This window comes from Methanococcoides methylutens (genome assembly GCF_000765475.1).
Taxonomy (GTDB): domain Archaea; phylum Halobacteriota; class Methanosarcinia; order Methanosarcinales; family Methanosarcinaceae; genus Methanococcoides; species Methanococcoides methylutens.
This window is the reverse complement of record NZ_JRHO01000014.1, coordinates 268,140-294,884: the sequence shown is the minus strand read 5'-3', so window position 1 is coordinate 294,884 and position 26,745 is coordinate 268,140. Positions and strand designations below refer to the sequence as shown.

Annotated in this window: 25 protein-coding genes; 16 read left to right on the top strand and 9 right to left on the bottom strand. The window is 43.7% G+C overall.

What is annotated here, in order from left to right; translation table 11 throughout:
* Positions 1-1,284 carry a 3-phosphoshikimate 1-carboxyvinyltransferase gene (gene aroA / locus LI82_RS08640; protein WP_048195052.1) on the bottom strand — a complete coding sequence of 428 codons (1,284 nt, stop codon included), beginning with the start codon at positions 1,282-1,284 and terminating at the stop codon, positions 1-3.
* Positions 1,285-1,938: a thymidylate synthase gene (locus LI82_RS08635; RefSeq protein ID WP_048195050.1), complete on the bottom strand. Its 654-nt coding sequence runs from the start codon at positions 1,936-1,938 to the stop codon at positions 1,285-1,287. It abuts the gene before it with no gap.
* Between the two features lie 179 nt (positions 1,939-2,117).
* Here LI82_RS08635 and LI82_RS08630 point away from each other — a divergent pair, with 179 nt between their 5' ends.
* Positions 2,118-2,564 (top strand): DUF488 domain-containing protein, encoded by a 447-nt coding sequence (locus LI82_RS08630; RefSeq protein WP_048196172.1) that lies wholly within the window; start codon positions 2,118-2,120, stop codon positions 2,562-2,564.
* A gap of 16 nt (positions 2,565-2,580) precedes the next feature.
* Here the strand turns inward: LI82_RS08630 and htpX are convergent, their stop codons facing one another.
* The 3 genes from htpX to LI82_RS08615 all read right to left on the bottom strand — a co-directional run bounded on the left by htpX (position 2,581) and on the right by LI82_RS08615 (position 5,478).
* A complete protein-coding gene (htpX, locus tag LI82_RS08625; protein ID WP_048195048.1) occupies positions 2,581-3,438 on the bottom strand; it encodes a zinc metalloprotease HtpX in 858 nt (285 codons plus the stop codon).
* A 283-nt stretch (positions 3,439-3,721) separates the two neighbouring features.
* Positions 3,722-3,973, bottom strand: coding sequence for a hypothetical protein (locus LI82_RS08620; RefSeq protein WP_048195046.1), 252 nt, complete (start codon positions 3,971-3,973; stop codon positions 3,722-3,724).
* Between the two features lie 2 nt (positions 3,974-3,975).
* On the bottom strand, positions 3,976-5,478 hold the full coding sequence (locus tag LI82_RS08615) for a coiled-coil domain-containing protein (RefSeq protein WP_048195044.1): 1,503 nt from the start codon (positions 5,476-5,478) through the stop codon (positions 3,976-3,978).
* A 357-nt stretch (positions 5,479-5,835) separates the two neighbouring features.
* On the opposite strand from LI82_RS08615, the gene LI82_RS13130 reads away from it, so the two are divergent.
* On the top strand, positions 5,836-6,042 hold the full coding sequence (locus tag LI82_RS13130; protein WP_160174971.1) for a hypothetical protein: 207 nt from the start codon (positions 5,836-5,838) through the stop codon (positions 6,040-6,042).
* Between the two features lie 18 nt (positions 6,043-6,060).
* Here the strand turns inward: LI82_RS13130 and LI82_RS08610 are convergent, their stop codons facing one another.
* Together LI82_RS08610 and LI82_RS13700 are read right to left on the bottom strand one after the other, a co-directional pair.
* Entirely contained in the window at positions 6,061-6,312 is a 252-nt protein-coding gene (locus LI82_RS08610) for a hypothetical protein (protein WP_048195042.1), read from the bottom strand.
* Entirely contained in the window at positions 6,299-6,529 is a 231-nt protein-coding gene (locus tag LI82_RS13700) for a hypothetical protein (RefSeq protein WP_160174970.1), read from the bottom strand. Before LI82_RS13700 ends, LI82_RS08610 begins: the two co-directional genes overlap by 14 nt.
* 1,653 nt (positions 6,530-8,182) lie before the next feature.
* Between LI82_RS13700 and LI82_RS08600 the strand changes: the two genes are divergently transcribed.
* The 4 genes from LI82_RS08600 to LI82_RS08585 all read left to right on the top strand — a co-directional run bounded on the left by LI82_RS08600 (position 8,183) and on the right by LI82_RS08585 (position 12,445).
* Complete coding sequence (locus LI82_RS08600) at positions 8,183-9,037, top strand: helix-turn-helix transcriptional regulator (protein WP_048195040.1); 855 nt, start codon at positions 8,183-8,185, stop codon at positions 9,035-9,037.
* Between the two features lie 156 nt (positions 9,038-9,193).
* A complete protein-coding gene (locus LI82_RS08595; RefSeq protein WP_048195037.1) occupies positions 9,194-9,700 on the top strand; it encodes an amino acid-binding protein in 507 nt (168 codons plus the stop codon).
* 13 nt (positions 9,701-9,713) lie between these two features.
* On the top strand, positions 9,714-10,709 hold the full coding sequence (locus LI82_RS08590; protein ID WP_048195035.1) for a homoserine dehydrogenase: 996 nt from the start codon (positions 9,714-9,716) through the stop codon (positions 10,707-10,709).
* 50 nt (positions 10,710-10,759) lie between these two features.
* Positions 10,760-12,445 carry an ATP-dependent DNA ligase gene (locus LI82_RS08585; protein WP_048195034.1) on the top strand — a complete coding sequence of 562 codons (1,686 nt, stop codon included), beginning with the start codon at positions 10,760-10,762 and terminating at the stop codon, positions 12,443-12,445.
* A gap of 110 nt (positions 12,446-12,555) precedes the next feature.
* Here LI82_RS08585 and hmgA read toward each other — a convergent pair whose 3' ends face one another.
* Positions 12,556-13,800, bottom strand: a complete 1,245-nt coding sequence (hmgA, locus tag LI82_RS08580; protein ID WP_048195032.1) for a hydroxymethylglutaryl-CoA reductase (NADPH) — start codon at positions 13,798-13,800, stop codon at positions 12,556-12,558.
* Between the two features lie 440 nt (positions 13,801-14,240).
* Here hmgA and LI82_RS08575 point away from each other — a divergent pair, with 440 nt between their 5' ends.
* From LI82_RS08575 to LI82_RS08555, 5 genes are all read left to right on the top strand, one after another.
* Positions 14,241-14,807, top strand: coding sequence for a hypothetical protein (locus tag LI82_RS08575; RefSeq protein ID WP_048195030.1), 567 nt, complete (start codon positions 14,241-14,243; stop codon positions 14,805-14,807).
* A 290-nt stretch (positions 14,808-15,097) separates the two neighbouring features.
* The gene (locus LI82_RS08570) at positions 15,098-16,402 is read left to right on the top strand and encodes a TrpB-like pyridoxal phosphate-dependent enzyme (protein ID WP_048195028.1); all 1,305 of its coding nucleotides are present in this window, start codon (positions 15,098-15,100) and stop codon (positions 16,400-16,402) included.
* A 393-nt stretch (positions 16,403-16,795) separates the two neighbouring features.
* Positions 16,796-17,905 (top strand): tail fiber protein, encoded by a 1,110-nt coding sequence (locus LI82_RS13585; RefSeq protein WP_269078525.1) that lies wholly within the window; start codon positions 16,796-16,798, stop codon positions 17,903-17,905.
* A gap of 211 nt (positions 17,906-18,116) precedes the next feature.
* Positions 18,117-19,403 carry a DUF2157 domain-containing protein gene (locus tag LI82_RS08560; protein WP_081955797.1) on the top strand — a complete coding sequence of 429 codons (1,287 nt, stop codon included), beginning with the start codon at positions 18,117-18,119 and terminating at the stop codon, positions 19,401-19,403.
* Complete coding sequence (locus LI82_RS08555) at positions 19,400-19,921, top strand: GDYXXLXY domain-containing protein (RefSeq protein ID WP_048195026.1); 522 nt, start codon at positions 19,400-19,402, stop codon at positions 19,919-19,921. Before LI82_RS08560 ends, LI82_RS08555 begins: the two co-directional genes overlap by 4 nt.
* A gap of 32 nt (positions 19,922-19,953) precedes the next feature.
* Here the strand turns inward: LI82_RS08555 and nth are convergent, their stop codons facing one another.
* Complete coding sequence (nth, locus tag LI82_RS08550) at positions 19,954-20,565, bottom strand: endonuclease III (protein ID WP_048195025.1); 612 nt, start codon at positions 20,563-20,565, stop codon at positions 19,954-19,956.
* A 115-nt stretch (positions 20,566-20,680) separates the two neighbouring features.
* Here nth and LI82_RS08545 point away from each other — a divergent pair, with 115 nt between their 5' ends.
* The 5 genes from LI82_RS08545 to LI82_RS08525 all read left to right on the top strand — a co-directional run bounded on the left by LI82_RS08545 (position 20,681) and on the right by LI82_RS08525 (position 26,732).
* On the top strand, positions 20,681-23,017 hold the full coding sequence (locus tag LI82_RS08545) for an ATP-dependent DNA helicase (RefSeq protein WP_048195024.1): 2,337 nt from the start codon (positions 20,681-20,683) through the stop codon (positions 23,015-23,017).
* Between the two features lie 80 nt (positions 23,018-23,097).
* Positions 23,098-24,378 (top strand): histidinol dehydrogenase, encoded by a 1,281-nt coding sequence (hisD, locus tag LI82_RS08540; RefSeq protein ID WP_048195022.1) that lies wholly within the window; start codon positions 23,098-23,100, stop codon positions 24,376-24,378.
* A gap of 105 nt (positions 24,379-24,483) precedes the next feature.
* The gene (locus LI82_RS08535) at positions 24,484-24,882 is read left to right on the top strand and encodes a DUF1699 family protein (RefSeq protein ID WP_048195020.1); all 399 of its coding nucleotides are present in this window, start codon (positions 24,484-24,486) and stop codon (positions 24,880-24,882) included.
* 202 nt (positions 24,883-25,084) lie between these two features.
* Entirely contained in the window at positions 25,085-25,837 is a 753-nt protein-coding gene (gene cobA / locus LI82_RS08530; protein WP_048195018.1) for a uroporphyrinogen-III C-methyltransferase, read from the top strand.
* A gap of 91 nt (positions 25,838-25,928) precedes the next feature.
* Positions 25,929-26,732 carry a uroporphyrinogen-III synthase gene (locus LI82_RS08525; protein WP_048195016.1) on the top strand — a complete coding sequence of 268 codons (804 nt, stop codon included), beginning with the start codon at positions 25,929-25,931 and terminating at the stop codon, positions 26,730-26,732.
* Positions 26,733-26,745 lie beyond the last annotated feature (13 nt).

The following is a 26,745-nucleotide window of genomic DNA, read 5'->3' as shown; positions in this document are numbered from 1 at the left end:
TCATTGCTCACTAAGTATGACGTCAGCACCTATTGAACGCATTGCATCAAAGAAGTTAGGGTATGAAATGAAGATAGATTCTGCGGTATCGATAATGGTATTTCCGGCCACCATACCTGCGAGTGTCAAAGCCATTACGATACGATGGTCGTGCCATCCGTGTACTTCTGCACCCTTGAATTCCCCTCCTCTTATGGTCAGGCTATCCTTTTCTTCCTTGCAGAATATTCCCATCTTCTCAAGTTCCACAGCCATTGCATGAAGTCTGTCCGTCTCCTTGTAGCGCACATGCTCAGCATTGGTTATTATGGTATCACCTTTTGCCATAGCTCCAAGGACGGCAATTGTTGGTACGAGATCAGGGGTGGCACCTGCATCCATGGTTATCCCGTGGAGGTCTCCGCCTCTTACGGTGGCTGTTCCTTCTTCCATGTCCCAGTATATATTTGCCCCCATCTCTTTCAGTATGTTTATGATGGCTATATCGCCCTGCATTGAAGGGAACAGGTTCTTGACCGTCAGGGTGGAGTTCGTCATTGCAGCGGCTGCAAGAAGGTATGATGCAGATGAGAAATCACCCGGTACTGTGTATTCCTCAAGGTTATAGCTCTGGTTACCGGGAATTATGAACTTAGGGTTGTTATGATCTTCAACTAGGATCTCAACACCTGCCTTTTCAATGACATCCAGTGTGACATCAATGTAAGGTTTGGATTTTAGTTCGCCCTTGATAGAGAGGGTTGTACTGTTCCTTGTAAGCGGGCATGCAAGCAGTAATGCTGATATGAACTGTGAACTGATGGACCCGTCTATTTTGACGATAGCGCCTGTAAGTCCACCGGTGACCACAATTGGTGCACAGCCGTTGTTACGGGTAGAATAGGCATCAACACCAAGATCCTTCAGGACCCTTAGGAGGGGGTCATTTGGTCTTGACCTTATGGAATTGTCGCCTGTGAGCACAGTAGTTCCTTCTGTAAGTGCAGAGATGGCGGTCATGAACCTAAGTGTGGTTCCTGAGTTTGCTACATCTATTATATCCTCGGGGATTTGCGGAACTCCATTGACACCGCTGATCAGAAGGTCTTCTCCATCCTTTTCAATATATGCACCGAACATCTCACTAGCGCGAATGGTGGATTGTGTATCTGCAGATAGCAGTGGTCTGTGGATGGTTGCCTCTCTTGAAAGAGCGGCTATGGTGATGGCTCTGTGGGTATAGCTCTTTGAAGGAGGTGCGAATACCTCTCCATGCACATCGGATCTTCCAACTGTTACTTTCATTTATTGCACTCCTTTTACAATGTTCTCGATCTTGTCCCAGTCATGGTCATATATGTGTGCAGAGATGCTCATCGTGGTGATGGTTCCAGCTTCCAGTCCCACATGTTCGGCAACGTACTCAAGAAGCTTGGAAAGGCCATAGAGATTAGCGGGATAAGCCCCTGCAAAGTCGTGGCTGCGGAATACTGTTGTCAGGTGGACCTTTTCATCCCTGATCTTAAAATCGTCAAGTATCATACAGGGTACTTCATCAACATGGGTATCCACAGTTGGGATCCATGTGACTGCTGTAGCCCTTCGTGTTGTTTTGTTGTTCTTCAGTTTTTCAATTACATAGGCGATCTGGTCTGTTTTTTCATCCCAGTTGCGAAGCCTCTGGCCGTATGTATACTCGAAATCCTGTGCATTTTCACCGGTGATAAGCTGCTTTGCATATTCTTCCAGCCTTTCATGGTTCCATGCTATATCTGCAGGGATCTCATCCCTGTACGGATCCTCTATCACGACCATCAGGTTCATGAACTCTCGTATCTGGCTTCCTCTCTCATCTGTAATGACCTTACCGTGATTCCATATTACATTGAGTCCGCGGTACCATGCATCACTGATGGTCTGAGCTTTTATGATCCTTCCAATTGCCGCATCCTGCGTCATGACAAATTCTCCCTATAGTGTACTAAAGTAAGCATTATCCTCTAATATAGCTATCTATTTAAAAATAATCCGGGAATCGTCACGAAGGGGATTTGTATTTCTGCTCAATCGCTGAACTAAGCTTTGCTGATAATGAACACAGAAAAAGTAATAAACTTCACATCCATTCAGTCATCCCGATGGATGAAGATGCCCGATGCTATACCGTTGGATATGGAAACAGGTCACTGGAAGAATTTATCGATATACTACAACAGTATGACCTCTCATATCTGGTTGATATTCGCAGCTATCCGCATTCGGTACGTGAAGAGTTCAATAAGGAGAACCTCGAGATCGTATTGCCGAAATATGATATTGCTTATTCCCATTGTCCCGGGCTTGGAGGTTTGCGGGAAGAAAGCTATATCAATTATATCGGAACGGATGAGTTCCGGGAATTTTTCACAAAATTGATCGGCAAGATAAAAGAAGTAAATAGCAACGGCTCTGATGTTGTCCTTATGTGTGCTGAGAAAAATCCGAAGAACTGCCACAGGTATAAGCTGTCAAATGAACTGGAATCCAGTGGAATAAGAGTTATCCACCTGACCAATCCCGGTCAGGCAGACCTTTTCAGTTTCTAATTGTATTGGCTTGTGCTTACATTGAGTTCAAACGACGGATCCTTTCTTCTGTGGTTGGATGTGTCCTGAAAAGATTCATCATTTTGCTACCTCTCAGAGGGTTGACGATAAACATATGTGCCGTATTCTCGGATGGCTGTACATCATTCCTGCGAGGGTGGTAGTTCTGTGCACCTGACTCCAGTTTGGAGAGTGCGCTGGCAAGTGCCCATGGTTTCTGTGATATGCGTGCTCCTTCTGCATCTGCTGCGAACTCACGTGAACGGGAGATCGCAAGCTGGATTATGGTCGCAGCGAGTGGTGCCACAATTGCGAGTGCAATGAATCCTACGATATTGCTTCCTCCATTGTCGTCCCTTCCTCCGATACCTCCGAAGATAGCAGCCCATCTTGCCCATGTTGCAAGCATTGTTATAACACCTGCAATGGTCGCTGCAACTGCACTGATAAGTGTGTCTCGGTTCTTTACGTGTGCAAGCTCGTGTGCCAGTACACCTTCGATCTCTTCCGGTGTCAGAAGATTAAGGATGCCTGTAGTAGCCGCAACAGCTGCATGTTTTGGGTCTCTTCCGGTTGCGAATGCATTTGGCATGGATGTTTCCACAATGTAAACTTTAGGCATTGGAAGGTCTGCACGCATTGCAAGCTTGCGGACAATCTCATAAAGTTTAGGACTTTCAGATTCTGTTACTTCTTTTGCATGGTACATCTTCAGGACGATCTTGTCACTGTACCAGTAACTACCGAAGTTCAGGATGACAGCAAAAGCAAAAGCTATGATCATTCCGCTAGTGCCGCCAATAAGGTTACCTACAATGACCAGCAGTCCTGTCAGGGATGCCAGCAATAATGTGGTCTTAAACATATTTTTCATTTTCTACCTCATTTTGGGGTGGATGTTTTTGATCGAATTAACTACCATTAATATGTCCACACATACCCTGTAATCCATTGAATTGTAATTCTATATAAACGAATTGGTGCATTATTTAAAGAACGGCTATCTATTCTATCTATACTTCTGCCACTACAATGCTACTACAATGCTACTACAATGCTACTACAATGCTACTACAATGCTACTACAATATATCAGAAGACAAAAAAGAAACAAGGCTAATAAGAAAAAGAAAAAAGAAGACTGAACTGCGAGCAGCTCAGACTTCTTCAATGGTCAGGTTCTCGTCATCATCAAGTTCTGAAAGCGTGGCTTCCAGTTCGTCAAGGTCACTTTCGAGGTCCTCTATCTCTGAATCGGTCAGCCCTACCCCTTCCTCTGCAAGTACTTCATCTGCAGTTGGTGCTTCTGCTTCAACCTCGTCATCTGCTGCCTGGTCGCCCACACAACCTGAGAAGGTTAATCCGATCAGAAGGATGGCGACAATTCCAATGTGTTTAAAGCTGACCACGATTAGTCCTCCTGCTCTTCAGTCTCTTCATCATCTTCTTCTGCATCACTTGCTGAAGATGAGGTAAAATCCTCTATCTCGAACTTTATGGTGTTGTTCACCTGTTCATATGTCAATGAAGTTTCGTTCACGATCTCGTTCTTGATCTCTTCTTCATCGATGGTCTCGAATATGTATTCGGTTACAGTATCATTGATCTCCACTGTTGCAGATGAGTTGATTTCAAAGATCTTTACTTCAATCTCGATTTCGATCTCATCGTCTTCTTCATCCTCTTCATCGGTTTCTTCTTCAGTGGAATCAGTTGTTGCAGTGACTTCTTCATCCTCTTCGACTTCTGCAAACTGCATCTCTTCACCTTCGCCGATCTGATATGTTCCTTCTCCTGAGAGTGAAGCACTTCCGGTTCCTTCTGCGAAGATTGTTATATCCTCTCCACTTACCATGACGGTAAGCCTTGTTCCATTAATGAGGGCGTCACCTGTGAAGTTATCATATACAGAGGCACGATATCCGTCTTCTGTCTGCTGATTCACGACATCGTATGATGCTCCGCTGATATCAATATCTGCATCCCCTGCAAGGTCCTTGATCACAAGCATTGCATCTGTTGCATTGATGGTAACGTTAAACTGTCCGGAAAGAACAATGGTCCCGTCACCCTCTGCATTGAGAGCACCCTCGCCTGCCATGTTAACATAACCGTCTCTGGATTCCTTCATTTCATCCAGAATTTCTCTAAGAACCTCGTTTGCTTCTTTGGTTTTATCGATTGCATCCTCAAGGTTTCCTTCTTCCAGCAGTGCCTTAGCTTCAGCTATCAGGCGGTTGTATTCATCGAGAAGTTCCTGAAGCTCGGCAGCTTGCTCTTCATCTTCCACTTGGTCGACTTCATCTTGTAGACTTTCGGAAACATCATCGGATTTCTCAAGGTATGTTTCAAGTCCATCGCCCACTCTCTCTCTTGTGCTTTTTCTAATGTCCTTTATTGCATCTTTCCAGAGCTTCCTGATGTCCTTCAGTGCATCTGATAGGTCTTTTCTTGTTTCAGCATCTCCAACGTCTTCTTTAATATCATCAAATTGTGAAATGTAATCGTCAATTGTATCATTCACTTCATCAGAATAGCCGCCTTCGTCTTTGATATTCTCAAGGCGAATGATCATGTAGTCGATAGTGCTATTGAGGTAAATCTTTGATTCGTTGACCATTTCTTCAGTTGTAAGATTACCTCTTGCCTGCTGCCTCTTTATCATCTGGAACTCAGATGTCATCTTGTTGTAGTCGTTCTTGGCAGCCTGTATATTCTTAGCTTCCTGGTAATTTGTCCTTAACCTGTCCTGGTCCTGTATACCTACTGTCTCTCCGGTAGCATTTTTCTTCATCTGTCCGGGTGCGTTCTCAAACCCATTTCCATTATTCGCAAGTGCTGTCATTGGAAGTAAGCTGACTACCATCAGCACAGCAGCGATAATTGCAAAACCTTTCATCGTTCCTCTCTTCATTTACGGATTCCTCCATTATCATGAAATTAACTTACAAAGCAATATTTGGGATATTTGAATATAAACTTACTTTAGAACTTGATCGTTCAGGACTCCGGCTTCATAAAAATTACAAGAACTTTAAAGCATAATATCTGGAATGATACTTTATAACTGCTTATTTATTAGTAATAAGTTTTTAAAAGCTTTTTAATTTGAATTAAGACTTTAAGATAGTATTTCGACACATGATAATGTTGTTTCGATGTTCAGTTCCCTATGATGTTTATCATGTATTGCGGTCTTAATGAAAATGATTGTAAAATAAGTTATAGGGTAACAATAAACTATAATCGTTTAATCCGATAATATCACACTTTGAAGATCAGGAGTTTATTTGTTTTCACCATGTGTATTTTTGCATGCCTCTTTTCAGCAGCTACGTTAAGTGCCGAAGGAACGGCTGCCATCCATGGTGCCATCTGCGAGTGGGACACTTTTGAACTGCTGGAAAATGTTATCGTTGAAGTGAAAACGCCACCATCACCACAATCTATCGTGGCTAAACAAGAAAAAGAAAAATAGGCCTGAACTGTTATCAGTTCAGACCTCTTCAATAGTAAGGTTCTCGTCCTCATCAAGTTCTGAAAGTGTGGCTTCCAGCTCATCAAGTTCACTTTCGAGATCCTCTATTTCTGAATCGGTCAGTCCAACGCCTTCCTCTGCAAGTATCTCGTCTGCAGTTGGTGCTTCGGCATTTACCTCATCATCTGCAACCTGGTCATCTACACAACCTGAGAAAGCAAGTCCGATCAGAAGGATGGCGATAATTCCAATGTGTTTAATATTGGCCATGATCACACCCCCTTGCTGTCATCGTCTGAGCTGTCGTCGTCTGAGCTGTCATCGTCTGAGCTATCGTCTTCTGAGCTATCGTCTTCTGAGCTGTCGTCTTCTGAGCTATCGTCTTCTGAGCTATCGTCTTCTGAGCTGTCGTCTTCTGAGCTGTCATCATCTGAGCTATCGTCTTCTGAGCTATCGTCTTCTGAGCTGTCGTCTTCTGAGCTGTCATCATCTGAGCTGTCGTCGTCTGAGCTGTCATCATCTGCAAACTCCATCTCAAGCGCATCGTCACCTTCACCGATCAGGTATGATCCCTCTCCTGAGAGTGAAGCACTTCCGGTTCCTTCTGCGAAGATTTTTATATCCTCTCCGCGCACCATGATGGTAAGTCTTGTTCCGTTAATGAAGGCATCACCTGTAAAGTCGTCATATACAAAGGAGCAGCATTCGTCTGTTTTCCTGTCCTCATTGACCAGTTCATATTCTCCGGTGATATTTATCTCCGCATCTCCTGCAAGGTCTTTGATCACAAGCCTTGCTTCTGTTGCATTGATGGTGACATTAAGCTGTCCGGAAAGGACGATAGTACCGTCGCCTTCTGCATTAAGTGGTCCCTCGCCTTCCATGTTCACAAAACCACGCCTGGACTGCTTCATCTCCTGCAAGAGCTCTCTGAGGACATTGTTTGCTTCATTGGTTGTCTGAACGCATTCTCCAAGGTATTCCCTTGCTTCAGGATCACCGTTCTGGTATGCTATCCTTGCACGTTCCTGCTCTTCGTTAGCTTGCTGTATCAGGGCATTGTAATCATCGAGCATCTTCTGAAGTTCATCGGTGTCCTGTCCGTTCTGCTCCATGCGATTTATTTCGTTCTGTAAGCGTTCGGATACACGATTGGTTTTAGCAAGATAATTCTGAAGTCCATTGTTGACGTTAATGGCGCTGGAGTTTTTAATATCCTTGATAGCATCTTTCCAGACATTCCTGATATCCTTGCTTGCATCGGAAAGGTCATTTCTAGTTTCGGCGTCTTTAACATCTACTCTGATCTCTTCGAGTTCTGCAATGTGATCATCAATAGTGTCGTTCACCTCTTGTGAATAATCTCCACTCTCTTTGAGATCGTCAAGGCGTATGATCATATAGTCGATAGTACCATTGAGGTAGTCTTTAGATTCATCGAACATCTCTTCAGATGTCAGCTGACCCCTTGCCTGCTTGTCCTTTATCATCTGGAATTCAGATGTCATCTTATTATAGTCATTCTTAGCATCCTGGATATTCGTCCTTTTCTGGGTATTTAGACTATCTCTGTCCCTCTCTCTCTCCATATCCATGTCCACGCCACTATCTCTGTCCCTGTCTAGTACAGGGTCAAAAGTGTCACTGGGATTATTCTTTTCCAATGGTCCTGGTGCAGTCTCTGGGCTATTTCCACTGTCTGCAAGTGCAGTGATCGGCAGAATACTTGCTACCATGAGCACAGCAGCAATTAATGCCAAACCTTTTATTGTTCCTTTCTTCATCTTTGATCCCTCCATTAATCTGAAATAAACTTACAAAATAATATTTGGTATCTTTGAATATAAGCTTACTTTAGAAATAATTCTTTCAGATAATCTGTACCTGTAATTTCGGGATATATTCAAGCATAATATTTTTAATAAAACTTGATTATTGTTTATTTGTCAAAAATAAAAATTAATATGTCTTTTAATTGGAATTAAAAGCATATGATTATTTTTTTATCGATTATTTTGTCTTTACGATGTTCTGTTTCCTTTGATGTGTGTCATGTATTGCGATGTTATATGAAAATGATCGAAAAATAGGTTCGGGGTAAACAACAAACTATAATAGTTGAATCCGGTAATATTACACTGTGAAGATCAGGACATTATTTATTTTCAGCATTTGTATTTCTGCATGTCTTTTATCAATAGCTCCGGTCAGTGCCGAAGGAACGGCGACCATACATGGTGCCATCTATGAATGGGACACTTTTGAGCTGATGGAAAATGTTATCGTTGAGGTAAACTCCACACCCCCACAGTCCATTGTGGCAAAATATGGTGTGTATTCCATGAACCTGGTCCCTGGTGAGTACGTGGTAACTGCAAGTTATTACGAGAACAACACTTTGACGGCCTCTACTCAGGAACTTATTACAATAACTGATGATGGTGACTATATTATAGACCTGATACTTCTTCCTTCGTATGATAGTGACCTTACCGAAGATCCTGATCTTTTGAACATCACCACTTCGTTGGAAGCTGACTCTGAAGCAATTGAAAATGGAGCAGATGATCGCACACTATACTATGTTGCAGTTCTTATCGTTCTTTTAGTGGCCGGAACCGGTCTTTATCTGTTCTCAAAGAAGAACGGAAATAAAAAAGCTGAGGAGGGGGAGCAAATCCTTGCTGTGACAGATGGTGTGTCTATGGAAAATAAGGATGAGGTCCCTTCCGGTGAAATGGATGGGTCCGAAAGATCGGAACCAGAAACTTCCGGTGTGGTAGATGTGGAATCATTGCCTTCGGACCTGCAGGAAGTGCTTGATATAATCCGGTCAGGTGGCGGGCGGATCACTCAGAAAGACCTGCGTTCAAAGGTGAGCTATTCTGAAGCAAAAGTAAGTCTGATCGTTTCAGACCTTGAGAACCGGGGACTTGTGGAGAAGTTCAAAAAAGGAAGGGGCAATATCATAATAATTCCTGATGACCAGAGATGATCCTGGATACAATTTTCCCGAATCCTTTTCCATGATGGATCTCTGGATCGATCATGGGATGTTTTTCGGATGTTTTCCTGCGCAATTCCCTTATTTCTAAAGCTATGGACTTTTCTTATCAATACATTTATATGAGAAATAACTAAGAGGGAACACATGAGAGTTTCAATGGATATCGAACTAAAGGATGCTCCGGGACAGTTGCTTCTGGCTCTGAATCCGATCTCAGAGCTAAAAGGGAACCTTAAGTCCATCGTACACCACCATGAAGATCGTACTCCAAGAAGTACTATTCCTGTTCAGCTTGTGTTCGAGGTGGAACATGAGAACCTCGATCCTATTATTTCACGTCTTGAAGAGAACGGTATCGGTGTTGCCAGGGTTGATGAAAAGCGCTTTATGGAACATGGTGCGGTCATTTTGATAGGTCACATTGTACATACCGATATACAGGACACTATCGATACTATTGACAAGACAGGTTTTGCAGAAGTTGTGGACATTTGTCTTTCAATGCCTCATATCGACAAGCGGTCATCCGCTTCCCTGAAGATCGATGCTGTTGGCAGGAAAGAGCTTCATGAAGCAATGGCTGTCTTAAAGAAAGTAGCAGAGAAAAAGGACCTTCTGGTCATAGAGCCAATAGAGGCCGAAGTTGCATAAAGGTGATATTTCAATGAGAAAAGTACGCGCATCCATTATTGGATTTGGTTCAGTGGGACGGGGTGTTGCAGAGGTCATACTGCAAAAGGATGATGAACTGAAGTCTCTTGGTATCGACCTTGATGTTGTTGCAATAGCCGATTCTAGGGGGGCTGAGGTCAACTCCGAAGGCATCGATCTTAATGCTGCTCTTGCAAGGAAAAATGAAACCGGTACTGTGGCCGTTGAAGATCTCACCGGTGAATACGTCATCAGGAATGTTGATCATGATCTTGTCATCGAGACGACACCTACCGATATTGAGACCGGTGGTACCGGACTTGTCAATATGCTTGCAGCATTTGAAAATGGCAGGGACGTTGTAACCTCTAACAAGGGTCCTCTTACACTGAAATACCAGGAGCTTATGAAGGCTGCAAGTGATGCAGACTGTAAGTTCATGTTTGAGGCTACCGTAGGCGGTGCAATGCCTATCATCAATCTTATAAAAGGCACACTTGCCGGTAACGAGATCCAGAGCATCGAAGGTATCCTTAATGGTACGTGCAATTACATACTTACGCGTATGATGGAAGAAAAAGCATCATATGAGCAAATGCTGGCTGAATCCAAGGAACTGGGCATTGCTGAGACCGATCCTACCTACGATGTAGAGGGTATCGATGCTGCATGCAAGCTGGTAATTCTTTCAAATTCAATCTTTGGGCAGAATGCCACTTTCCAGGACGTTGAGGTCACCGGAATTACCAAGATAACACCTGAATCACTTTCTCTTGCGTATGATGAGGGCTATGTTATCAAGCTCATTGGAGAGGTCAGGAAGGATCGCCTCCGTGTATCACCACGTCTTGTACCGGCTTCCCATCCGCTGGCGGTTGGCGGGACACTTAATGTTGCATCAGTACGTACCGATCTTGCAGGCACCGTCACGGTTGCCGGAAGGGGTGCAGGTTCCATTGAAACTGCAAGTGCGATATTGAGTGATGTCATATCCATTTACAGGGAATAAGAAATTCTTTCCATGCTGTTATTGGGGAATATTTACAGGAAGTTATCTGCATGACTGATTTCAAAGAATTCGCTGATGTATGTAAGAAAATAGAACATACTGCAGGCTCACTGGATATGACGGATATCGTCTCTGAGATGTTATATTCGGTTTCCAGTGAAGAACTTCCGGTTGTTGCTCATTTTGTTATGGGCGATGTTTTCCCTGCATGGAGCACAGAGCAGCTTGGAGTTGGTCCGAGTCTTCTTTACACAGCTCTGTCCAGATCGTCAGGTCTCTCGCAAAAAGAGATCGAGAACCTCGTGCGAAATACCGGGGATATCGGTGAGACTGCAATTGCAGCACTGAAAAAAGAAACTAAGAATCAGGCAACTTTCTCTGCTTTCATGGATGATACTCCATCGCTTTCTATCATGGAAGTATTTGAGAGGTTCAACAACATTTCAAGGACAAACGGAAAAGGTTCACAGACGACCAAGATAAAGAATTTGCAGTATCTTTTCAATTCAGCAACTCCGGAGGAGGCCCGTTATCTCGCAAGGCTGGCAATAGAAGATCTTCGAATTGGTGTTGGTGAAGGTATCGTAAGGGATGCCATCTCCAAAGCATTCGGAGTGCCTGCAGGGGATATTGAACGTGGCTTTATGCTTACAAATGATCTCGGCCTTGTGGCAATTGCTGCAAAAGAAGGTGGTTTGGAGGCTGTTTCAAAGCTTGGTATGGAACTGAACCGACCGATCAAGATGATGCTGGCACAGGTCACGCCAAGTATTGAAACCGCTATCAATGATCTTGGTGTTGTGGCTGTTGAATGGAAGTTCGATGGTGCCAGGGTGCAGATACACAAGGATGGGGATAACATCAACATCTTCTCAAGACGTCTTGAGAATGTTACAGGTTCATTACCAGATATCGTTGAAGCTGTGAAGAATAATGTAAAGGCAGATTCTGCAATTCTTGAGGGTGAGGCTGTTGCTGTGGATGAGGATGGAAATCCTCGTGCATTTCAGGATATCCTTAAGCGCTTCAGGAGGAAGTATGATGTTGATACCACGGTTCGTGAGATCCCTCTTAAGCTGAACCTTTTTGATATTCTCTATCTTAATGGTGAAGTGCTGATCGATATGTCACTTTCCGACAGGAGAAATGCTCTGGTAGGATGTGTTGAAAACACAAGTAGTATAATGGTCGATGAGCAGGTGCTTACCGATGATGCCGAAAAAGTGAACGATATCTACTCTGCGGCACTGGCTGCAGGTCATGAAGGTGTCATGATCAAAAATCCAAATGCTCCCTATTCACCCGGCAAAAGGGGCAAGAACTGGTTAAAGAAGAAACCTATCATGGAAACTCTCGACCTTGTGGTCATTGGTGCGGAATGGGGTTATGGAAGGCGTGCAAACCTTATTGGTTCCTATGCACTGGCATGTTTTGATCCAGATGCAGGCACTTTTCTTCCAATAGGAAAGGTAGCTACCGGTTTTTCAGATGAACAACTTGCAGAACTGACAGAGCTTCTGTCCGATCTGATCGTTGTTGAATCCGGAAGGGAGATCGAGCTAAAACCAGAAGTAGTGTTCGAGGTCGCCTTCGAGGAGATCCAGAAGAGCACTAATTATGAATCCGGATATGCATTGAGGTTCCCAAGGCTTGTGAATGTCAGGGAAGACAAGTCCCCTGAAGAAGCCGAGACCCTTGAGCGTATCGAGAGTATCTATCTTGCTCAAAGAAGTTAAAGATCAAAACTAAAGATCAAAACTAAAGATCAAAGCCAAATCATAATTTAATATGATGATATTAAATTATGATCGGGTTAAGTTATTTTTTATTTAGTATTAAAAAAAGTTCATCTGCCGAGCTCGGCATGAGCTCTTGCCAGATGTCCGGCAGCCTGTGCGCCTATCAGTGATATCTCGCCTGCAAGGACTGCTGCTGCTACTATTTCTGCCAGTTTCTTTGAGTTCTCGCCTGGAACTTCGCCAGCTCCTGCAACTCCTAATAGGTTCAGACAATCTCTCTGGGTGCCGATACTTGTTCCTCCTCCCACTGTACCTACCTGCACGGATGGCATGGTAACTGCACAATAGAGGTCTCCATATTCATTTACTTCCATTGTTGTGATGGCGGTACTGCCTTCCACGACGTGAGCTGCATCCTGTCCGCATGCAAGGTATAATGCTGCTACGATGTTAGCGGCATGTGCATTGAAACCAAGTGCTCCTGCTCTTGCAGAACCAAGGAGGTTCTTCCTGTAGTTCACCTCTTCCATCATTTTCGGAGTTGTCTTTAGTTTTTTCTCGACAAGCTCCTTTGGGATCGTTACATCGGCTGCAACTGTCTTTCCTCTGCCAAGTATATTATTGATGGCTGCAGGTTTCTTGTCAGTGCACATGTTCCCTGAAAGGGATATTGGGTAAGCTCCGAATTCATCGGAGATGAGGTTGAGTATCGCATCGGTGGCAATGGTTACCATGTTCATTCCCATTGCATCTTTTGTATCATAGGCGAACCTTAAGAAAACGGTGTTTCCTGTAACGTATGGTTCAACGCTGAGCAGTTCACCAAAGCGTGTTGTTCCGCCGGCCTTTTCCTTCATCTTTTCAAATGTCTCAGGCTTTCTTATCCAGTCCACGAATTTCCTTGCATGTGCAACATTGTCCATTTTGAAAACAGGTGCACGTGTCATCTGATCCTGGAATATCCTGACAGTGGCACCGCCGGAAGCTGTAATGGCAGAACATCCGCGGTTGGTACTTGCAACAAGTGCTCCTTCGGTGGTGGCAAGTGGAAGCATGAACTCATCGTTAGCATATTCGCCGTTTATTTTAATGGCTCCTGCAACTCCAAGGGGGATCTGTATGGCACCGATCATATTTTCAATATTGCGCTTTGTAACTGATTCGGCATCAATTGTATAGTTCTGAACATGTTCGAACTGGACACCTGCCATCTTCTCGATCGCACATTTCCTCAGCCTGATCGCAGTATCCTTGTCTGTATATGCATCGATCTTCCTTAGGGGGATCTCTCCTGATACGATTTTCTCAATCAATTCCTCTTCGTTAAATGTGGGTTCGGTGTTTGATGCCATGGTATTCCCCTTTTGTATGATGTAGATTGTTAATGCCAGATGATCTTAGAATGAATATTTTTCCGCAGTTCGGTAAAAATATGTTCAATAAATTCCTGTTATTGGTCGCTGATTATAGTATTTGATGATATTTATAGGTTCATATTCCGTAAATCAGCATCAAACGACTTCTTTCTCTGTTTTATCCTCTTTTGTAAATTGGTTAAATAGTTTCCTCTATCTATAATGATGATGATTAGTATTAACTGAAGTGCAGATAAGCTTAAATATTAAAATACCAATATTTTTAAGGAAGCCATATCTCTGGTATGGGTTCACAAGAGAGGGATGAAACGAACCGTAATTCAGCGGTTTGGTTGTTGTCATTCAAGGATTAATTGCACTTGTCTATGTGTTCTTTATAGAGAATTCAGGGCATGTGTTTACATAGGTGGTATTGAATGATTAATTCGAACAGTCTTACAATGGGTCATGTTGCCAGGTTAGACTCCAATTCTAAAGAGGAGTTCAATAAATGGCGCAAGGAATGGATCGTAGAAAATGCGAAGTCCAGGCAGCTAGAAGTCTATCAGGAGATGACTGACCATAATAATACCAATGGTTTTTGGGCTTGGTATCTTGAAAAGCATAGTGATCTGACCCGTAGGTATAATAATCTTTATTCTGACATAACTGCAAAGGATTGCAGGGAAATGGAACTTAGCAATTCCAATGGTTCAGGTTTCAGCATTAATCCCGGATATGGCGACCTTGACAGGATCAGAAAGGATTTTATTAAACATGACAATGAGGCAATCGAACGCATAACCTCAAGTCTGAGCAAGATCGGTCTGGAAAAAGAGGCACAAAAACTTGCTTCGACGGAACCAATGGATAAAAAGACCATCCAAACTCTTGACAGGTTCTTTGACTCATTGCATGAAAATGAATTCAATGATTTTCAGGTAATTGATTTTTATCTGTCACTTTCTCCTGAAGAACGGATATCTCTTGGATGTAAACCCTAATTTCTAACTAGATCCTCAACAACATCTAACCAATATATAACCATAATATCTAATCATAAATCATGATGGCAATATCATTATCCGGTTTCAGGTAGATAACTTCAGATAAACAATTTAGTTTTTCTGATTTTTTTGTTCTGCTAATGCCTTTAATGCTATCTTTTCTGTGATATTTTTAGTTATTATGCAGTCGTTTCTTGGAATGTCTGCTCATTTTAGAACACAACATCTATATATCATAATTAAATCTACATCATAGTACTTATTTGTGCATTATATGAGGAATATCTATGGAACAGACTAAGATCCTACTTGATGAAAACGAGATGCCAAAAAAATGGTATAATATCCTTCCGGATATGCCCACTCCATTGGCTCCTCCACTTAATCCTGCAAATAATGAGCCACTGAATCCAGAGGACCTAGCTCCTCTTTTCCCGATGGAGCTCATCAAACAGGAAATGAGCAGTGAGAGATATATTGATATCCCTGATGAGGTTCTTGAGATCTACAAGCTCTGGAGACCTGCTCCTCTGTTCCGTGCACACAGGCTTGAAAAATTACTTGACACTCCTGCAAAGATCTACTACAAATATGAGGGTGTCAGTCCTGCAGGCAGTCACAAACCAAATACCTCTGTGGCACAGGTTTACTATAATATGAAAGAAGGCACTGAAAGGATAACCACCGAGACCGGAGCCGGTCAGTGGGGAAGTGCACTTTCACTTAGCTGTAATTATTTTGATATTGAATGTAAGGTCTATATGGTACGCTCCAGCTTCGAGCAGAAACCATACCGTAAATCCCTGATCAATCTCTGGGGTGCACAGGTAGTGCCTTCACCAAGTCCTGACACTGAGTTTGGACGTCACATGCTTGAAAAATACCCAGACACAACAGGCAGTCTTGGTATTGCTATCGGAGAAGCTGTAGAAGATGCTGTGAAGCACGATAACACAAAATATGCTCTTGGCAGTGTGCTCAACCATGTCATGTTACACCAGACCGTCATAGGTCTTGAAGCCCAGCAGCAGCTCGACAAGGTCGAGGAATATCCTGATATCGTCATCGGATGCTGTGGTGGAGGAAGTAACCTTGCAGGTATCAGCCTTCCATACATGAGGGATAAGATCGAAGGAACCCACGATCCACGTATCATTGCTGTGGAGCCTTCTGCCTGTCCGACTCTTTGTGATGGCAAATTCCAGTATGACTATGGTGACATGGCAAAACTGACCCCACTCCTTAAGATGTATTCACTGGGATTCGATTTCATCCCACCTGCCATCCATGCAGGCGGCTTGAGATATCACGGTTGCTCACCAATAATCAGCCAGTTGACCGCAGACAAACTTATGGAAGCTACCAGCTACCATCAGGTAGAGGTATTCGAAGCAGGCGTTATGTTCGCCCGCAGTGAAGGTATTCCACCAGCACCAGAGTCCACCCACGCTATCAAATGCGCTATCGATGAGGCTCTCAAGTGCAAGCAGACCGGCGAAGAGAAGACCATCCTGTTCTGCCTTAGCGGCCACGGTCACTTCGATATGTACTCTTACGATAAGTACTTCAGCGGCCAGCTTAGCAACGATTAATTCTGGAAAGCGGCTTAACAGCCGTGTTCCTTTCCTTTCTTTTTTAATTTTACTTCCTTCTTTTATAATACTAGTAGCACTATGTGCTCGCTTTTTGTTGCTGTAATTTGCTGTTTTAATAGGAACATTGACTGGGAATTTCTTCTTTACATTTATGGTTCAGAACTCTTCTTTTTGAACCTATTGTTCTTATTTTTTGATTATCTATTCTATTCATTTTATACTTCCATAAAATAAAATTTATCTGTGATCACCTTTATATGTTGTTAAATACTCTATTTAAGCCACATGAAATTAATTTCATTTTGAATATATATTTCATATCATGCAACTTTTGTTAGGTGGATGACTAAGATTCATGTAATTATAAAAACTCAAATAGGTAAAATTATGGTGAAAAAAGTAGTACTCATAGTTTCCATTATTCTTGCTATTGCAATGATAGCGATCCCGGCATCAGCTGTGGACAATGGCGATCAACAGAATAATGGAACTCAAGGCCGCACATTCTTTGACATGTGGGGTGCATTATTTGGTGGTTTAGATAACTTAAGAGGGCCAAGTGGCAGTGGTGAACAAATTCCTGGTCCTCAGGGTGATACTGGTCCAGCAGGTCCTCAAGGTGAGGTCGGTCTTCAGGGCGAACAAGGCTCGCGGGGTTCACGAGGTCCAACGGGTCCACAAGGCGATGTTGGTCCAACGGGGTCACAGGGTGCGATTGGTCCTCAAGGTGAGCAGGGTCTTCAGGGTGAACCTGGTCCAACTGGTGCAACAGGTGCAGTAGGTTCAACGGGTCCGCAGGGTGAGACTGGTCCTCAAGGTTCCCAGGGTGATCAAGGCGAAACTGGTCCTGTCGGTTCTCAGGGTCCTCAAGGCCTTCAGGGTGATCAAGGTGAAGCTGGTCCTGTCGGTCCTCAGGGTCCTCAAGGCCTTCAGGGTGATCAAGGTGAAACTGGTCCTGTCGGTCCTCAGGGTCCTCAAGGACCCCAGGGTCTTCAGGGTGATCAAGGCGATGTTGGCCCCCAAGGCCCCCAAGGTCTCCAGGGTGACCCCGGTGAGGTTCCAGAATCAACAGGCTTGGCAGGCGAAGGTGAGTCTCATGAAAATAGGGATCCTTATCTGGGCGTAAACTATATTATTTGCGGTAATGGGGATTTTCCTCCACGTGGTGATCTTAATGGTGGTTCAGGTCCAGGGCCATATGTTGGTGAAATTCGAATGTTTGCAGGAAATTATGAGCCGGATGGCTGGGCTTACTGTGATGGACGACTTTTGCAGGTTAGTGACTATCCGCTATTATATGTCATCCTTGGTACAACCTATGGCGGCGATGGACGGACCACTTTCGCACTCCCAGATATGCGAGGACGTGCTCCAGTACATGCAGGACCGGAACCTGGGCCTGGACTTACGCCAATAATCTTGGGTCAAAAAGGTGGAGTTGAGACTGTGACCTTAACGGTTCGTCAGATCCCAAGTCATAACCATACCATAAATACCTGAAAATAAGCATGATGGCCTGATATGGGCCAATCATTTCTTTTTTTACATACCAAAATTGATATTTCTAACCCCTTTCAAAAGATAGTTTGTTTTCTTTTGTACGATTTGATCATTTTGTCATAATATCTCACTCAAAGTTTCAAAAAGAAGTTCTTATTACAACATCGTAACAAAAACATTAAATATCCATAAATTCTTTAATAGTATTGCAATGGGGGAACATGAGCATAAAATGTGGCTTCAGCAAGAGGTTGAGGACTGGAACAGGGAAGGAATAATTGACGATCATCAGGCAAAGCTGATCCTATCAAGATACGGACTTACTGAGGCACCTTCCAGCAATAAAAACCTCAGCAATAAAAAAGATGCATCACAACTTGTCACAGTACTTTCAATATTGGGTGCCTTCCTGATCGGCATCGGCGGAATACTATTTGTTGCATCGAACTGGCAAAAGATTCCTACCATTGTAAAAATGGTGCTTCTGCTTGGTACAACGTATGGAACTTACTTCATTGGATGGGAATTGAAATTTAACAGGAGAACACATCCTGCAATGGGTGAAGCATTGCTTTTCCTTGCTTCGTTGTTCGTTGGTGCAACCATATTCCTGACTGCCCAGATATTCAATGTGAATGCCAATGAGCACTGGCTTTTACTGGTGTGGTTCCTGGCAATACTTCCGTTCGGTTATGCTTTCAGGTCTTCAATTATTATATCTTTGAATATAGTCACATTTGCTCTCTGGACAACGTTCTATATCTCACAGGCCAGGTATCTGGCACTGAGCAGCTTCGAGATATTCATGTTATACCTGCTATTAGGTATCAATCTCTATGGTCTTGGGCAATTGCATCTGAAATTTGAAAAATATGCTCATTTCAGGATCATCCATCAGGGCTTTGGTCTGTTCTTCATCCTGATCTCATACTTCTATTTTAGTTTAGAAACACCATACAGGGACATCCTGACACGGCTCACGCCGGTAAACTGGCAGGTCCAGTTGTTCTTCCTGTTATTTGCAGTAACATCAGTTATCTTTTTGATATCGAACATTTCAATGTACCGAAAGGTCAAGAATACAAAATACGAGCTCATCGTACTTGCACTGGCATTTTCAGGGTGGATAGGTGCATGGCTGCTAACCTTCTTCATAAATTCATTGACAACATCGGTCACAGAATATGGTCATACCTACACTCGAATAGACCCGACAATAGCTACATTATTATTCATATTGTTCAACCTGATATTCTTTATACTATCCGTCGGCAGCATCCTGATCGGATATTATAAAGCTACAGTACCGTTCGTCAATATCGGTATGTTCTTCTTTGTGCTGGGTGTGCTGCATCTGTATTTTACAACGCTTTACGAACTATTGCCAAGGTCTCTTGCTTTCATTGCCGGGGGTCTGATATTGATCACACTTGGATGGTATCTGGAAAATAAGAGGCGTTCGATCATAAACGAGATCAGAGGAGGTCCTGTTGCATGAACTCAAAGAGATTTCTTATGCTTATGGTCTATTCTCTGATCATAATTACATTGATATTCCTGCCAAAGATGGTTGCATTGAGCTTTGGTGATGATATTTTACTGAAAACCGAACCTGTGGACCCAAGGGATGTGTTCCGGGGAGACTATGTTAACCTGAACTATGAAATCTCCACAATAGACCTTGACAAAACTCCTTATGATCGTGATTTTCTGTTTGGCGAGTCAGTATACGCCACGCTTTCTGAAAAAGAAAATTACTGGATGATAGATTCGATAAGTCATACAAGACCTGATATTAGTGATAAGAAAGTATGCATGAAGGGAGTGGTTACGGGTAATTACGACGATACGCTTCACGTTAGATGGGGTATTGAAAGCTACTTTGTACCTGAAGGTGAAGGTATCCCGATACAGATGCAGATGGAAAACGCATCAGTAATAGTTTCAGTTGGTCCGGGCTGTTCACCCGTTATAAAACAGCTTCTCATAGATGGTGAACCTGTTACATTTGAATGAACACTATTGTCACCTGATCCAATTGCTGGTCTTCAGATCAGCTTCGGGCAAATATCATTCATAATGCATACATCACACTTTGGCGATACTGGCCGACAGATGCTCTTTCCGAATAGTACCATCAGCCCGTTGATATCCTTCCACATTTCCTTATCGACCACTTTTTCAAGCTCGATCTCCGTTTCCTCCGGAGTATCTGTTTCAACGAGTCCCATCCTGTTGGATATGCGATGTACATGGGTATCCACAGCAATGGCATCTTTATCAAAAGCATAGGTAAGGACACAATTAGCTGTTTTCCTGCCAACTCCCGGGAGCTTAACAAGCTCATCGATATCATCCGGAACGATGCCGTCGTATTCATCCAGAAGCACACGTGAGATCTCTATCAGACGCTGTGCCTTGACGTTATAGAATCCTACTTCCCTTATCAGTTCCCGAATTTCATCTACGTCGGCACTTGCCATTTTCTGAGGAGTGTCGAAAACAGAAAAGAGTTTCTGGGTTGTCGGGATCGTTACTTCATCCCGGGTTCGCTGGGACAATACTGTGGAAATAAGAAGGTAGTAAGGGTCTCTGTTAATGTGAAAATAACCTTTCGGATACAATTTCTTAAGGCGGGAAATGATCTCTTCGACGTCCATCAGATAGTGAAAGGTCCCTGGTAATTTAATCTTTTGTGGTGGGACTAATTTTCCGGTTTTAAGAAATTACTTATACGATACTGGAGCAATCGCTGTAAAGTGATGTGAAATTCCCATGCTGATAAGAGAGCTTGACATTCCCGATGATATAATCCGTTTCTACGAAGATTCCGGTATCAAGGAGCTTTACCCTCCACAGGCTGAGGCTGTCGATAATGGTCTTCTTGAAAGGAAGAACCTTCTTGCTGCAATACCAACTGCTTCAGGAAAGACGCTTCTGGCAGAGCTTGCAATGCTCAAGGCGATCCGTAATGGTGGGAAAGCACTATACATAGTTCCGCTTAGGGCTCTTGCTTCTGAGAAGTTCGATCGTTTCAGGGAGCTTGCACCTTTTGGTATCAAGGTTGGCATATCCACAGGCGATTTTGAATCAAGGGATGAATGGCTTGGCGTAAATGACATCATAGTGGCAACTTCTGAAAAGACCGATTCTCTTCTCCGCAATGGGACCTCATGGATGGAAGAGATCACAACTATCGTTGTTGATGAGGTCCACCTGCTGGATTCTAAGAACAGGGGGCCGACCCTTGAGGTCACCATAACAAAACTCATGCGTCTGAATCCGGATTGCCAGATAATCGCGCTGTCGGCCACTGTTGGCAATGCCCGGGAGATGGCAGACTGGCTTGATGCAGCTCTTGTCCTGAGCGAATGGAGACCCACAGATCTGCATGAAGGCGTTTTCTTTGGAGAGGCCATCAATTTCTTAGGAAAACAGAAAAAGATTGAACGGCGGGACAAGGATAATGCCACAAATCTTGTGCTTGATACCATCATTGAAGGCGGGCAATGCCTTGTTTTTGAGAGCAGCCGCCGAAATTGTACGGGGTTTGCAAAATCTTCCTCGAACAAGGTTGTGAAATTGCTTGATTCTGATGTTCGCGGGAAACTGGCACAAATGGCGGATGAAGTGGAATCTACCGGTGAGACAGATACTGCAAAGGTGCTTGCGAATTGTATAAGGAAGGGTGTGGCTTTCCATCATGCGGGGCTTAACTCATCCCATAGGAAGATTGTGGAAGACGGTTTCAGGCAGAACCTTATCAAGGTAATCTCGAGCACTCCGACACTGGCGGCTGGCCTGAACCTTCCTGCCAGAAGGGTGGTCATCAGGAACTATCGCAGGTTCGATTCAAATTTCGGGATGAAACCGATCCCTGTGCTTGAATATAAGCAGATGGCCGGAAGGGCGGGACGTCCCCATCTCGATCCTTATGGGGAATCCGTGCTGCTTGCTAAGGAGTATGCGGAATTCGAGCAGTTGCTGGAAAACTATGTGGAAGCTGATGCAGAGGATATATGGTCGAAGCTTGGTACTGAAAATGCTCTGAGGACACACGTTCTTTCCACCATTGTGAACGGATTTGCATCTGATCGGGCAGAGCTCATGGAATTCATGGGTGCGACGTTCTTTGCATTCCAGCAGGATACCTGGAGCCTTGAGGATGTTATTGACGATTGTATCGATTTCCTGGCTGACAATGACATGATCGTGAAGAATGAAACGCCGGATTCGATCTCTTTAAGCTCGACCCAGCTCGGGAAGCTTATCTCGATGCTTTATATTGATCCGATGTCAGGGGCAAAGATCGTGGACGGGCTGAAAAAGGCTGTCAATGTTACTGATCTTACGCTTCTACATTTGATATGCAGTACGCCTGACATGAGGCAGTTATATCTTCGTAATGCTGACTATACAATAGTTACTGAATATATCATGAGCCATAATGATGAGTTCTATAACATTCACTCTATATTTCATAAGCTTGCAGATGCATTCCATAAGGTTTCTGATTCTCCCCCTAAGATTCATGACGATTTCCATAATCTTCTTGATGAATTAGATGATGCTGATTATGAGTGGCTCATGGCTGAGGTGAAGGCTAATCACGAATGGTTCATGAGTGAGGTAAAGACCGCCATGCTTCTTGAAGAGTGGATCACCGAGGTTCCTGCAGACGACATAACACAACACTTCAATGTGGGTGAAGGTGACATTCATGCTCTTGCGGATACTGCAGAGTGGCTGATGCATGCGACCACGAAACTAGCGGAACTTATCGGCGTGAAGTATTTGGGATATGCACGCGGACTTGAGAAGCGGATACATTACGGTGCCAGTCCGGAGCTCATGGAGCTTGTTGGTATCAGGGGAGTTGGACGTGTGCGTGCACGTAAGCTCCACAAAGCCGGATTTGTTTCACTTGCAGAACTTAAAAAGGCGGATTATTCAATATTATCGAAGCTTGTTGGGCCTAATGTGGCTGCAAATATCCTTTCAAACATCGGTGTTCGTGTCAGGAAACAGGTGGATAAGAGCACACCTATAAATTCAAATACTCTAGATACATTACTGGACAAAGACCAGAAAACATTCAGTGATTTCCAGTAATGTTAAAATAATTTGATGCGGACAAACCTGCGATCTGTGGTGCAGCTTCTGTCCTTTCTAACCTTAAACGAGATGATCACATGCTGTATAAACACCTATCCGATGTCACCGAAGAAGAGATGGATAAGCTTCTTGATCGCACAGGAGAGCTGATGGACGTAACCGATACCGTTTCAGCAATACTCCATGATGTGCAGGAAAAAGGCGACGATGGGTTGCGTGAATACACGAAGAAGTTTGACAAAGCAGATATCCAGGCCATAGAAGTTACTCCTGAAGAGATCGAAGAGGCAATGGAACTTGTCGATGCCGAACTTATCAGACATCTCAAGATCGCAGCAGAGAACATCAGGAACTTCCATGCAGCACAACTTCCGGAGAAGACATGGTTCATCGAACCTACTCCAGGTATCAAGCTTGGCCAGATGGCAACACCGCTTGCATCAGTTGGTGCTTATGTGCCAGGGGGTAGGGCTTCCTATCCTTCCACTGCACTTATGACCATCATTCCTGCAAAAGTAGCAGGAGTGAAGAGCGTTGTAATGTGCACACCACCGGGTCCGGATGGCAAGATCAATCCGCTTACACTTGCAGCAGCTAAGGTTGCAGGTGCAGATCATATTTACAAGCTTGGCGGTGTTCAGGCAATCGCAGCAATGGCCTATGGTACAGAATCTGTTTTGAAGATCGATAAGATCGTGGGACCCGGAAATGTCTTTGTTACCGTTGCCAAGATGATGGTGCGTGATAAGGCAGAGATCGATTTCCCTGCAGGTCCAAGTGAAGTGCTTATTATTGCCGATGATTCTGCCGATGCTGCTATGATCGCATCCGATATTCTTGCACAGGCTGAACACGATCCAAAGTCCGTTTCAGTGCTTGTGACAACATCTTCTGAACTTGCAGAGCAGACGAACGATGAGGTCAAAAAACAGGCAGATGCAGCTGTCCGTAAAGAGATAGTTGATTCTTCCCTTGAGAATGCAGCTATCATCGTGACCGATACCATGGATGAGTGCATTGAGATCTCCAATGACTTTGCACCTGAGCACCTTGAGATCATGGTCAGAGATGAGGATTCCGTACTTGAGAGGATCGAGAACGCAGGTTCAATCTTTGTGGGAAACTATGCTCCTGTGGCAGCAGGTGATTATGCATCAGGTACGAACCACGTACTCCCGACAGCTGGGTATCCTAAGATATACTCCGGTCTGAACATCCACCACTTCCTGAAGTATTCTACCATACAGAAGATCTCGAAGGAAGGCTTAAGCTCTATCGGGGATACGGTAATCTCTCTTGCTGAAAAGGAAGGGTTGCAGGCGCATGCTGATTCTGTAAAACTTCGCCTCAATGATTGATCGGTTTCGAAAGAAATTTTCAGTCGTTAATTATTTAATAGGTCGCCGATTAATAATAAATTTGATAAGTTAAATCAGACTGTTTGAATATAATGAGGTGTTTCTATGAAAATCAGAGTCGTAAGCAAAAGAGATGAAATTCAAAATCTTGACACCGGCGAAAAAGTGATCCATCTTGCATTCAGGCCATCGAATGAGGATATCTTCAATCTCATAAAAAGATGCAAGGATGTAGAAGTTATCCAGATACCTGCATCATACCGCCGTACTGTTTCCAAGTCGATTGAAATGTTCCTTGAAATGCAGAAGATAAAGCTCATTGAAGGCGATGTCTGGGGACACAGGAAGGATATAAATGAATACTACAGCATTTCACCTGCGATCATTGAGAAGATCAAGGAGATGAAATCTGAAGGAATTGTAAATGATGATATTGCTGCGAAGCTTTCACGTGAAGGAAAACTGAACAAGGAAATGCTTCTATATATTCTGGACAAAAGCTGATCATTTCATGTTACTCAGTTTTCATTGGGTAACCTCTTCTTTCTTTTCGATAGGCATTTTTCTACACGTTGTGCTATTTTCCAAATCATGAGAGCTTTTATTCTGAACATCTTTTTGTAATCCCGGAAGATACGCATATCAATCTATTTATTACATCAGGTTCTTACCATCAGCAAAATAGAAATTGAGGATATCTGGTAATATGGCTCAAAAATACGGAAAAGTATATCTTGTAGGCTCAGGCCCCGGCGACCCTGAACTGATGACCGTGAAAGCTCGCAGGCTTATGGATACAGCTGATGTCATAGTTTATGACCAGCTTCCGGGAAAGCAGATCCTGGATACCATGCCGGAGGCAGCTGAGAAAGTAGATGCAGGCAAGCATGCAGGCGATCACACACTTACTCAGAGCGAGATCAACGATGTGATCGTTGAGAAAGCAAAGCAAGGCAAGATGGTACTCCGTCTTAAAGGCGGGGATCCGTACATGTTCGGCCGTGGTGGCGAAGAAGCTGAAGAGCTTGTTAAGGCAGGCATTGAGTTCGAAGTTGTGCCCGGCATAACATCTGCACTGGCAGCTACTGCTTATGCAGGTATTCCTGTAACTCACAGGGACCATGCTTCAATGGTGACTTTTATCACCGGACACGAGGACCCTACCAAGGAAGAGACAGCTCTCGACTGGGAGACCCTTGCAGCCTTTGGTGGTACTATCGTTATCTTCATGGGTGTCAAGATGCTTGAGCGCAACATGAACGAGCTCATGAAATTCGGTAAGGATCCAAAGACCCCTGTTGCAATGGTAGAAAGGGGAACACGTCCTGACCAGCGCGTGACTCTCGGTACAGTTGAGACAATCGCACAGATCTCAAAGGACCAGAATGTAAAAGCACCGGCACTTACCGTAATTGGTGATGTTGTCAAGCTCCATGAGATACTGGGTTCCATGATCTGAAGAGTTCACTGACGGCTATGTGATAATAAATTGGTAATTGATATATTACTGATAACTGAAAATCAATCGTAAATATTTAAGAGATGTTCATATGGATCTAACTGATCGTAAGCCTGTTATTGCAATAATGAGGCCTCAGGGATATGTTGAGGGTTCCAGAAAACTTGCGGAATCCTTTGGGTTCGATGTAGTGGCTGTTCCCATGATCGAGCTTGAGGCTATGGAAGACGAGTACTTCGACGAGTTCACAGAGAACGTATTCTCCGGAAGGTCCGATTACGTTATATTTACAAGTGCTAATGGCATTGATTTTACCCTGGAGAAGATCCCGGTGGACAGGCGTGATGAATTCATCGAAGCGCTCAACATCACCAAAGTTATTGCTATTGGTCCAACGACCCGGAAGCAACTGGAAAATCTTGGTATCGAAGTAATGGGAATGCCTGGTGTTTACAGTTCAGAAGGACTTGTGGAATTCCTCTGTCCTGAAGTTAAGGGTAAGAACATAGATACTGCAAGGAGTGCATACGGTTCAACACTTCTTATTACCGGACTTCGGGACTGTGGTGCGAACGTTCTTGAGACAAAGGTCTACACCCTGACAATGCCCAAAGGACCATTGCAGGAGGAGCTTATTACCAGAAGTCTCAACAAAGAGATCGATGTTTTTGCATTCACAAGCTCCATGATGGTAAGAAGTTTCTTCGACCAGGCAGCAGCAATGGGTGCAGGTGAAAAGATCAGGGAAGTGCTTGCCGATTCACTTGTGGCTGCTATCGGTATTCCTACGGCCAATACATTGAAGGAATATGATGTTGAAGTGAACGTCACACCGGATGAATACACTTTCAAAGAGATACTCAAGGTTGCAAAAGCAGCACTTGATAACAACTAAATTAAAAATTTAA

What these genes read in the sequence shown, in the direction of transcription:
- aroA (WP_048195052.1), bottom strand. Translation starts at nt 1,284, where the DNA reads ATGAAAGTAACAGTTGGAAGATCCGATGTGCATGGAGAGGTATTCGCA.
- LI82_RS08635 (WP_048195050.1), bottom strand. Translation starts at nt 1,938, where the DNA reads ATGACGCAGGATGCGGCAATTGGAAGGATCATAAAAGCTCAGACCATC.
- LI82_RS08630 (WP_048196172.1), top strand. Translation starts at nt 2,118, where the DNA reads ATGGATGAAGATGCCCGATGCTATACCGTTGGATATGGAAACAGGTCA.
- htpX (WP_048195048.1), bottom strand. Translation starts at nt 3,438, where the DNA reads ATGAAAAATATGTTTAAGACCACATTATTGCTGGCATCCCTGACAGGA.
- LI82_RS08615 (WP_048195044.1), bottom strand. Translation starts at nt 5,478, where the DNA reads ATGAAGAGAGGAACGATGAAAGGTTTTGCAATTATCGCTGCTGTGCTG.
- LI82_RS08610 (WP_048195042.1), bottom strand. Translation starts at nt 6,312, where the DNA reads ATGGCCAATATTAAACACATTGGAATTATCGCCATCCTTCTGATCGGA.
- LI82_RS13700 (WP_160174970.1), bottom strand. Translation starts at nt 6,529, where the DNA reads ATGACAGCTCAGAAGACGACAGCTCAGAAGACGATAGCTCAGAAGACG.
- LI82_RS08595 (WP_048195037.1), top strand. Translation starts at nt 9,194, where the DNA reads ATGAGAGTTTCAATGGATATCGAACTAAAGGATGCTCCGGGACAGTTG.
- LI82_RS08590 (WP_048195035.1), top strand. Translation starts at nt 9,714, where the DNA reads ATGAGAAAAGTACGCGCATCCATTATTGGATTTGGTTCAGTGGGACGG.
- LI82_RS08585 (WP_048195034.1), top strand. Translation starts at nt 10,760, where the DNA reads ATGACTGATTTCAAAGAATTCGCTGATGTATGTAAGAAAATAGAACAT.
- hmgA (WP_048195032.1), bottom strand. Translation starts at nt 13,800, where the DNA reads ATGGCATCAAACACCGAACCCACATTTAACGAAGAGGAATTGATTGAG.
- LI82_RS08575 (WP_048195030.1), top strand. Translation starts at nt 14,241, where the DNA reads ATGATTAATTCGAACAGTCTTACAATGGGTCATGTTGCCAGGTTAGAC.
- LI82_RS08570 (WP_048195028.1), top strand. Translation starts at nt 15,098, where the DNA reads ATGGAACAGACTAAGATCCTACTTGATGAAAACGAGATGCCAAAAAAA.
- LI82_RS08560 (WP_081955797.1), top strand. Translation starts at nt 18,117, where the DNA reads ATGGGGGAACATGAGCATAAAATGTGGCTTCAGCAAGAGGTTGAGGAC.
- LI82_RS08555 (WP_048195026.1), top strand. Translation starts at nt 19,400, where the DNA reads ATGAACTCAAAGAGATTTCTTATGCTTATGGTCTATTCTCTGATCATA.
- nth (WP_048195025.1), bottom strand. Translation starts at nt 20,565, where the DNA reads ATGGACGTCGAAGAGATCATTTCCCGCCTTAAGAAATTGTATCCGAAA.
- LI82_RS08545 (WP_048195024.1), top strand. Translation starts at nt 20,681, where the DNA reads ATGCTGATAAGAGAGCTTGACATTCCCGATGATATAATCCGTTTCTAC.
- hisD (WP_048195022.1), top strand. Translation starts at nt 23,098, where the DNA reads ATGCTGTATAAACACCTATCCGATGTCACCGAAGAAGAGATGGATAAG.
- LI82_RS08535 (WP_048195020.1), top strand. Translation starts at nt 24,484, where the DNA reads ATGAAAATCAGAGTCGTAAGCAAAAGAGATGAAATTCAAAATCTTGAC.
- cobA (WP_048195018.1), top strand. Translation starts at nt 25,085, where the DNA reads ATGGCTCAAAAATACGGAAAAGTATATCTTGTAGGCTCAGGCCCCGGC.
- LI82_RS08525 (WP_048195016.1), top strand. Translation starts at nt 25,929, where the DNA reads ATGGATCTAACTGATCGTAAGCCTGTTATTGCAATAATGAGGCCTCAG.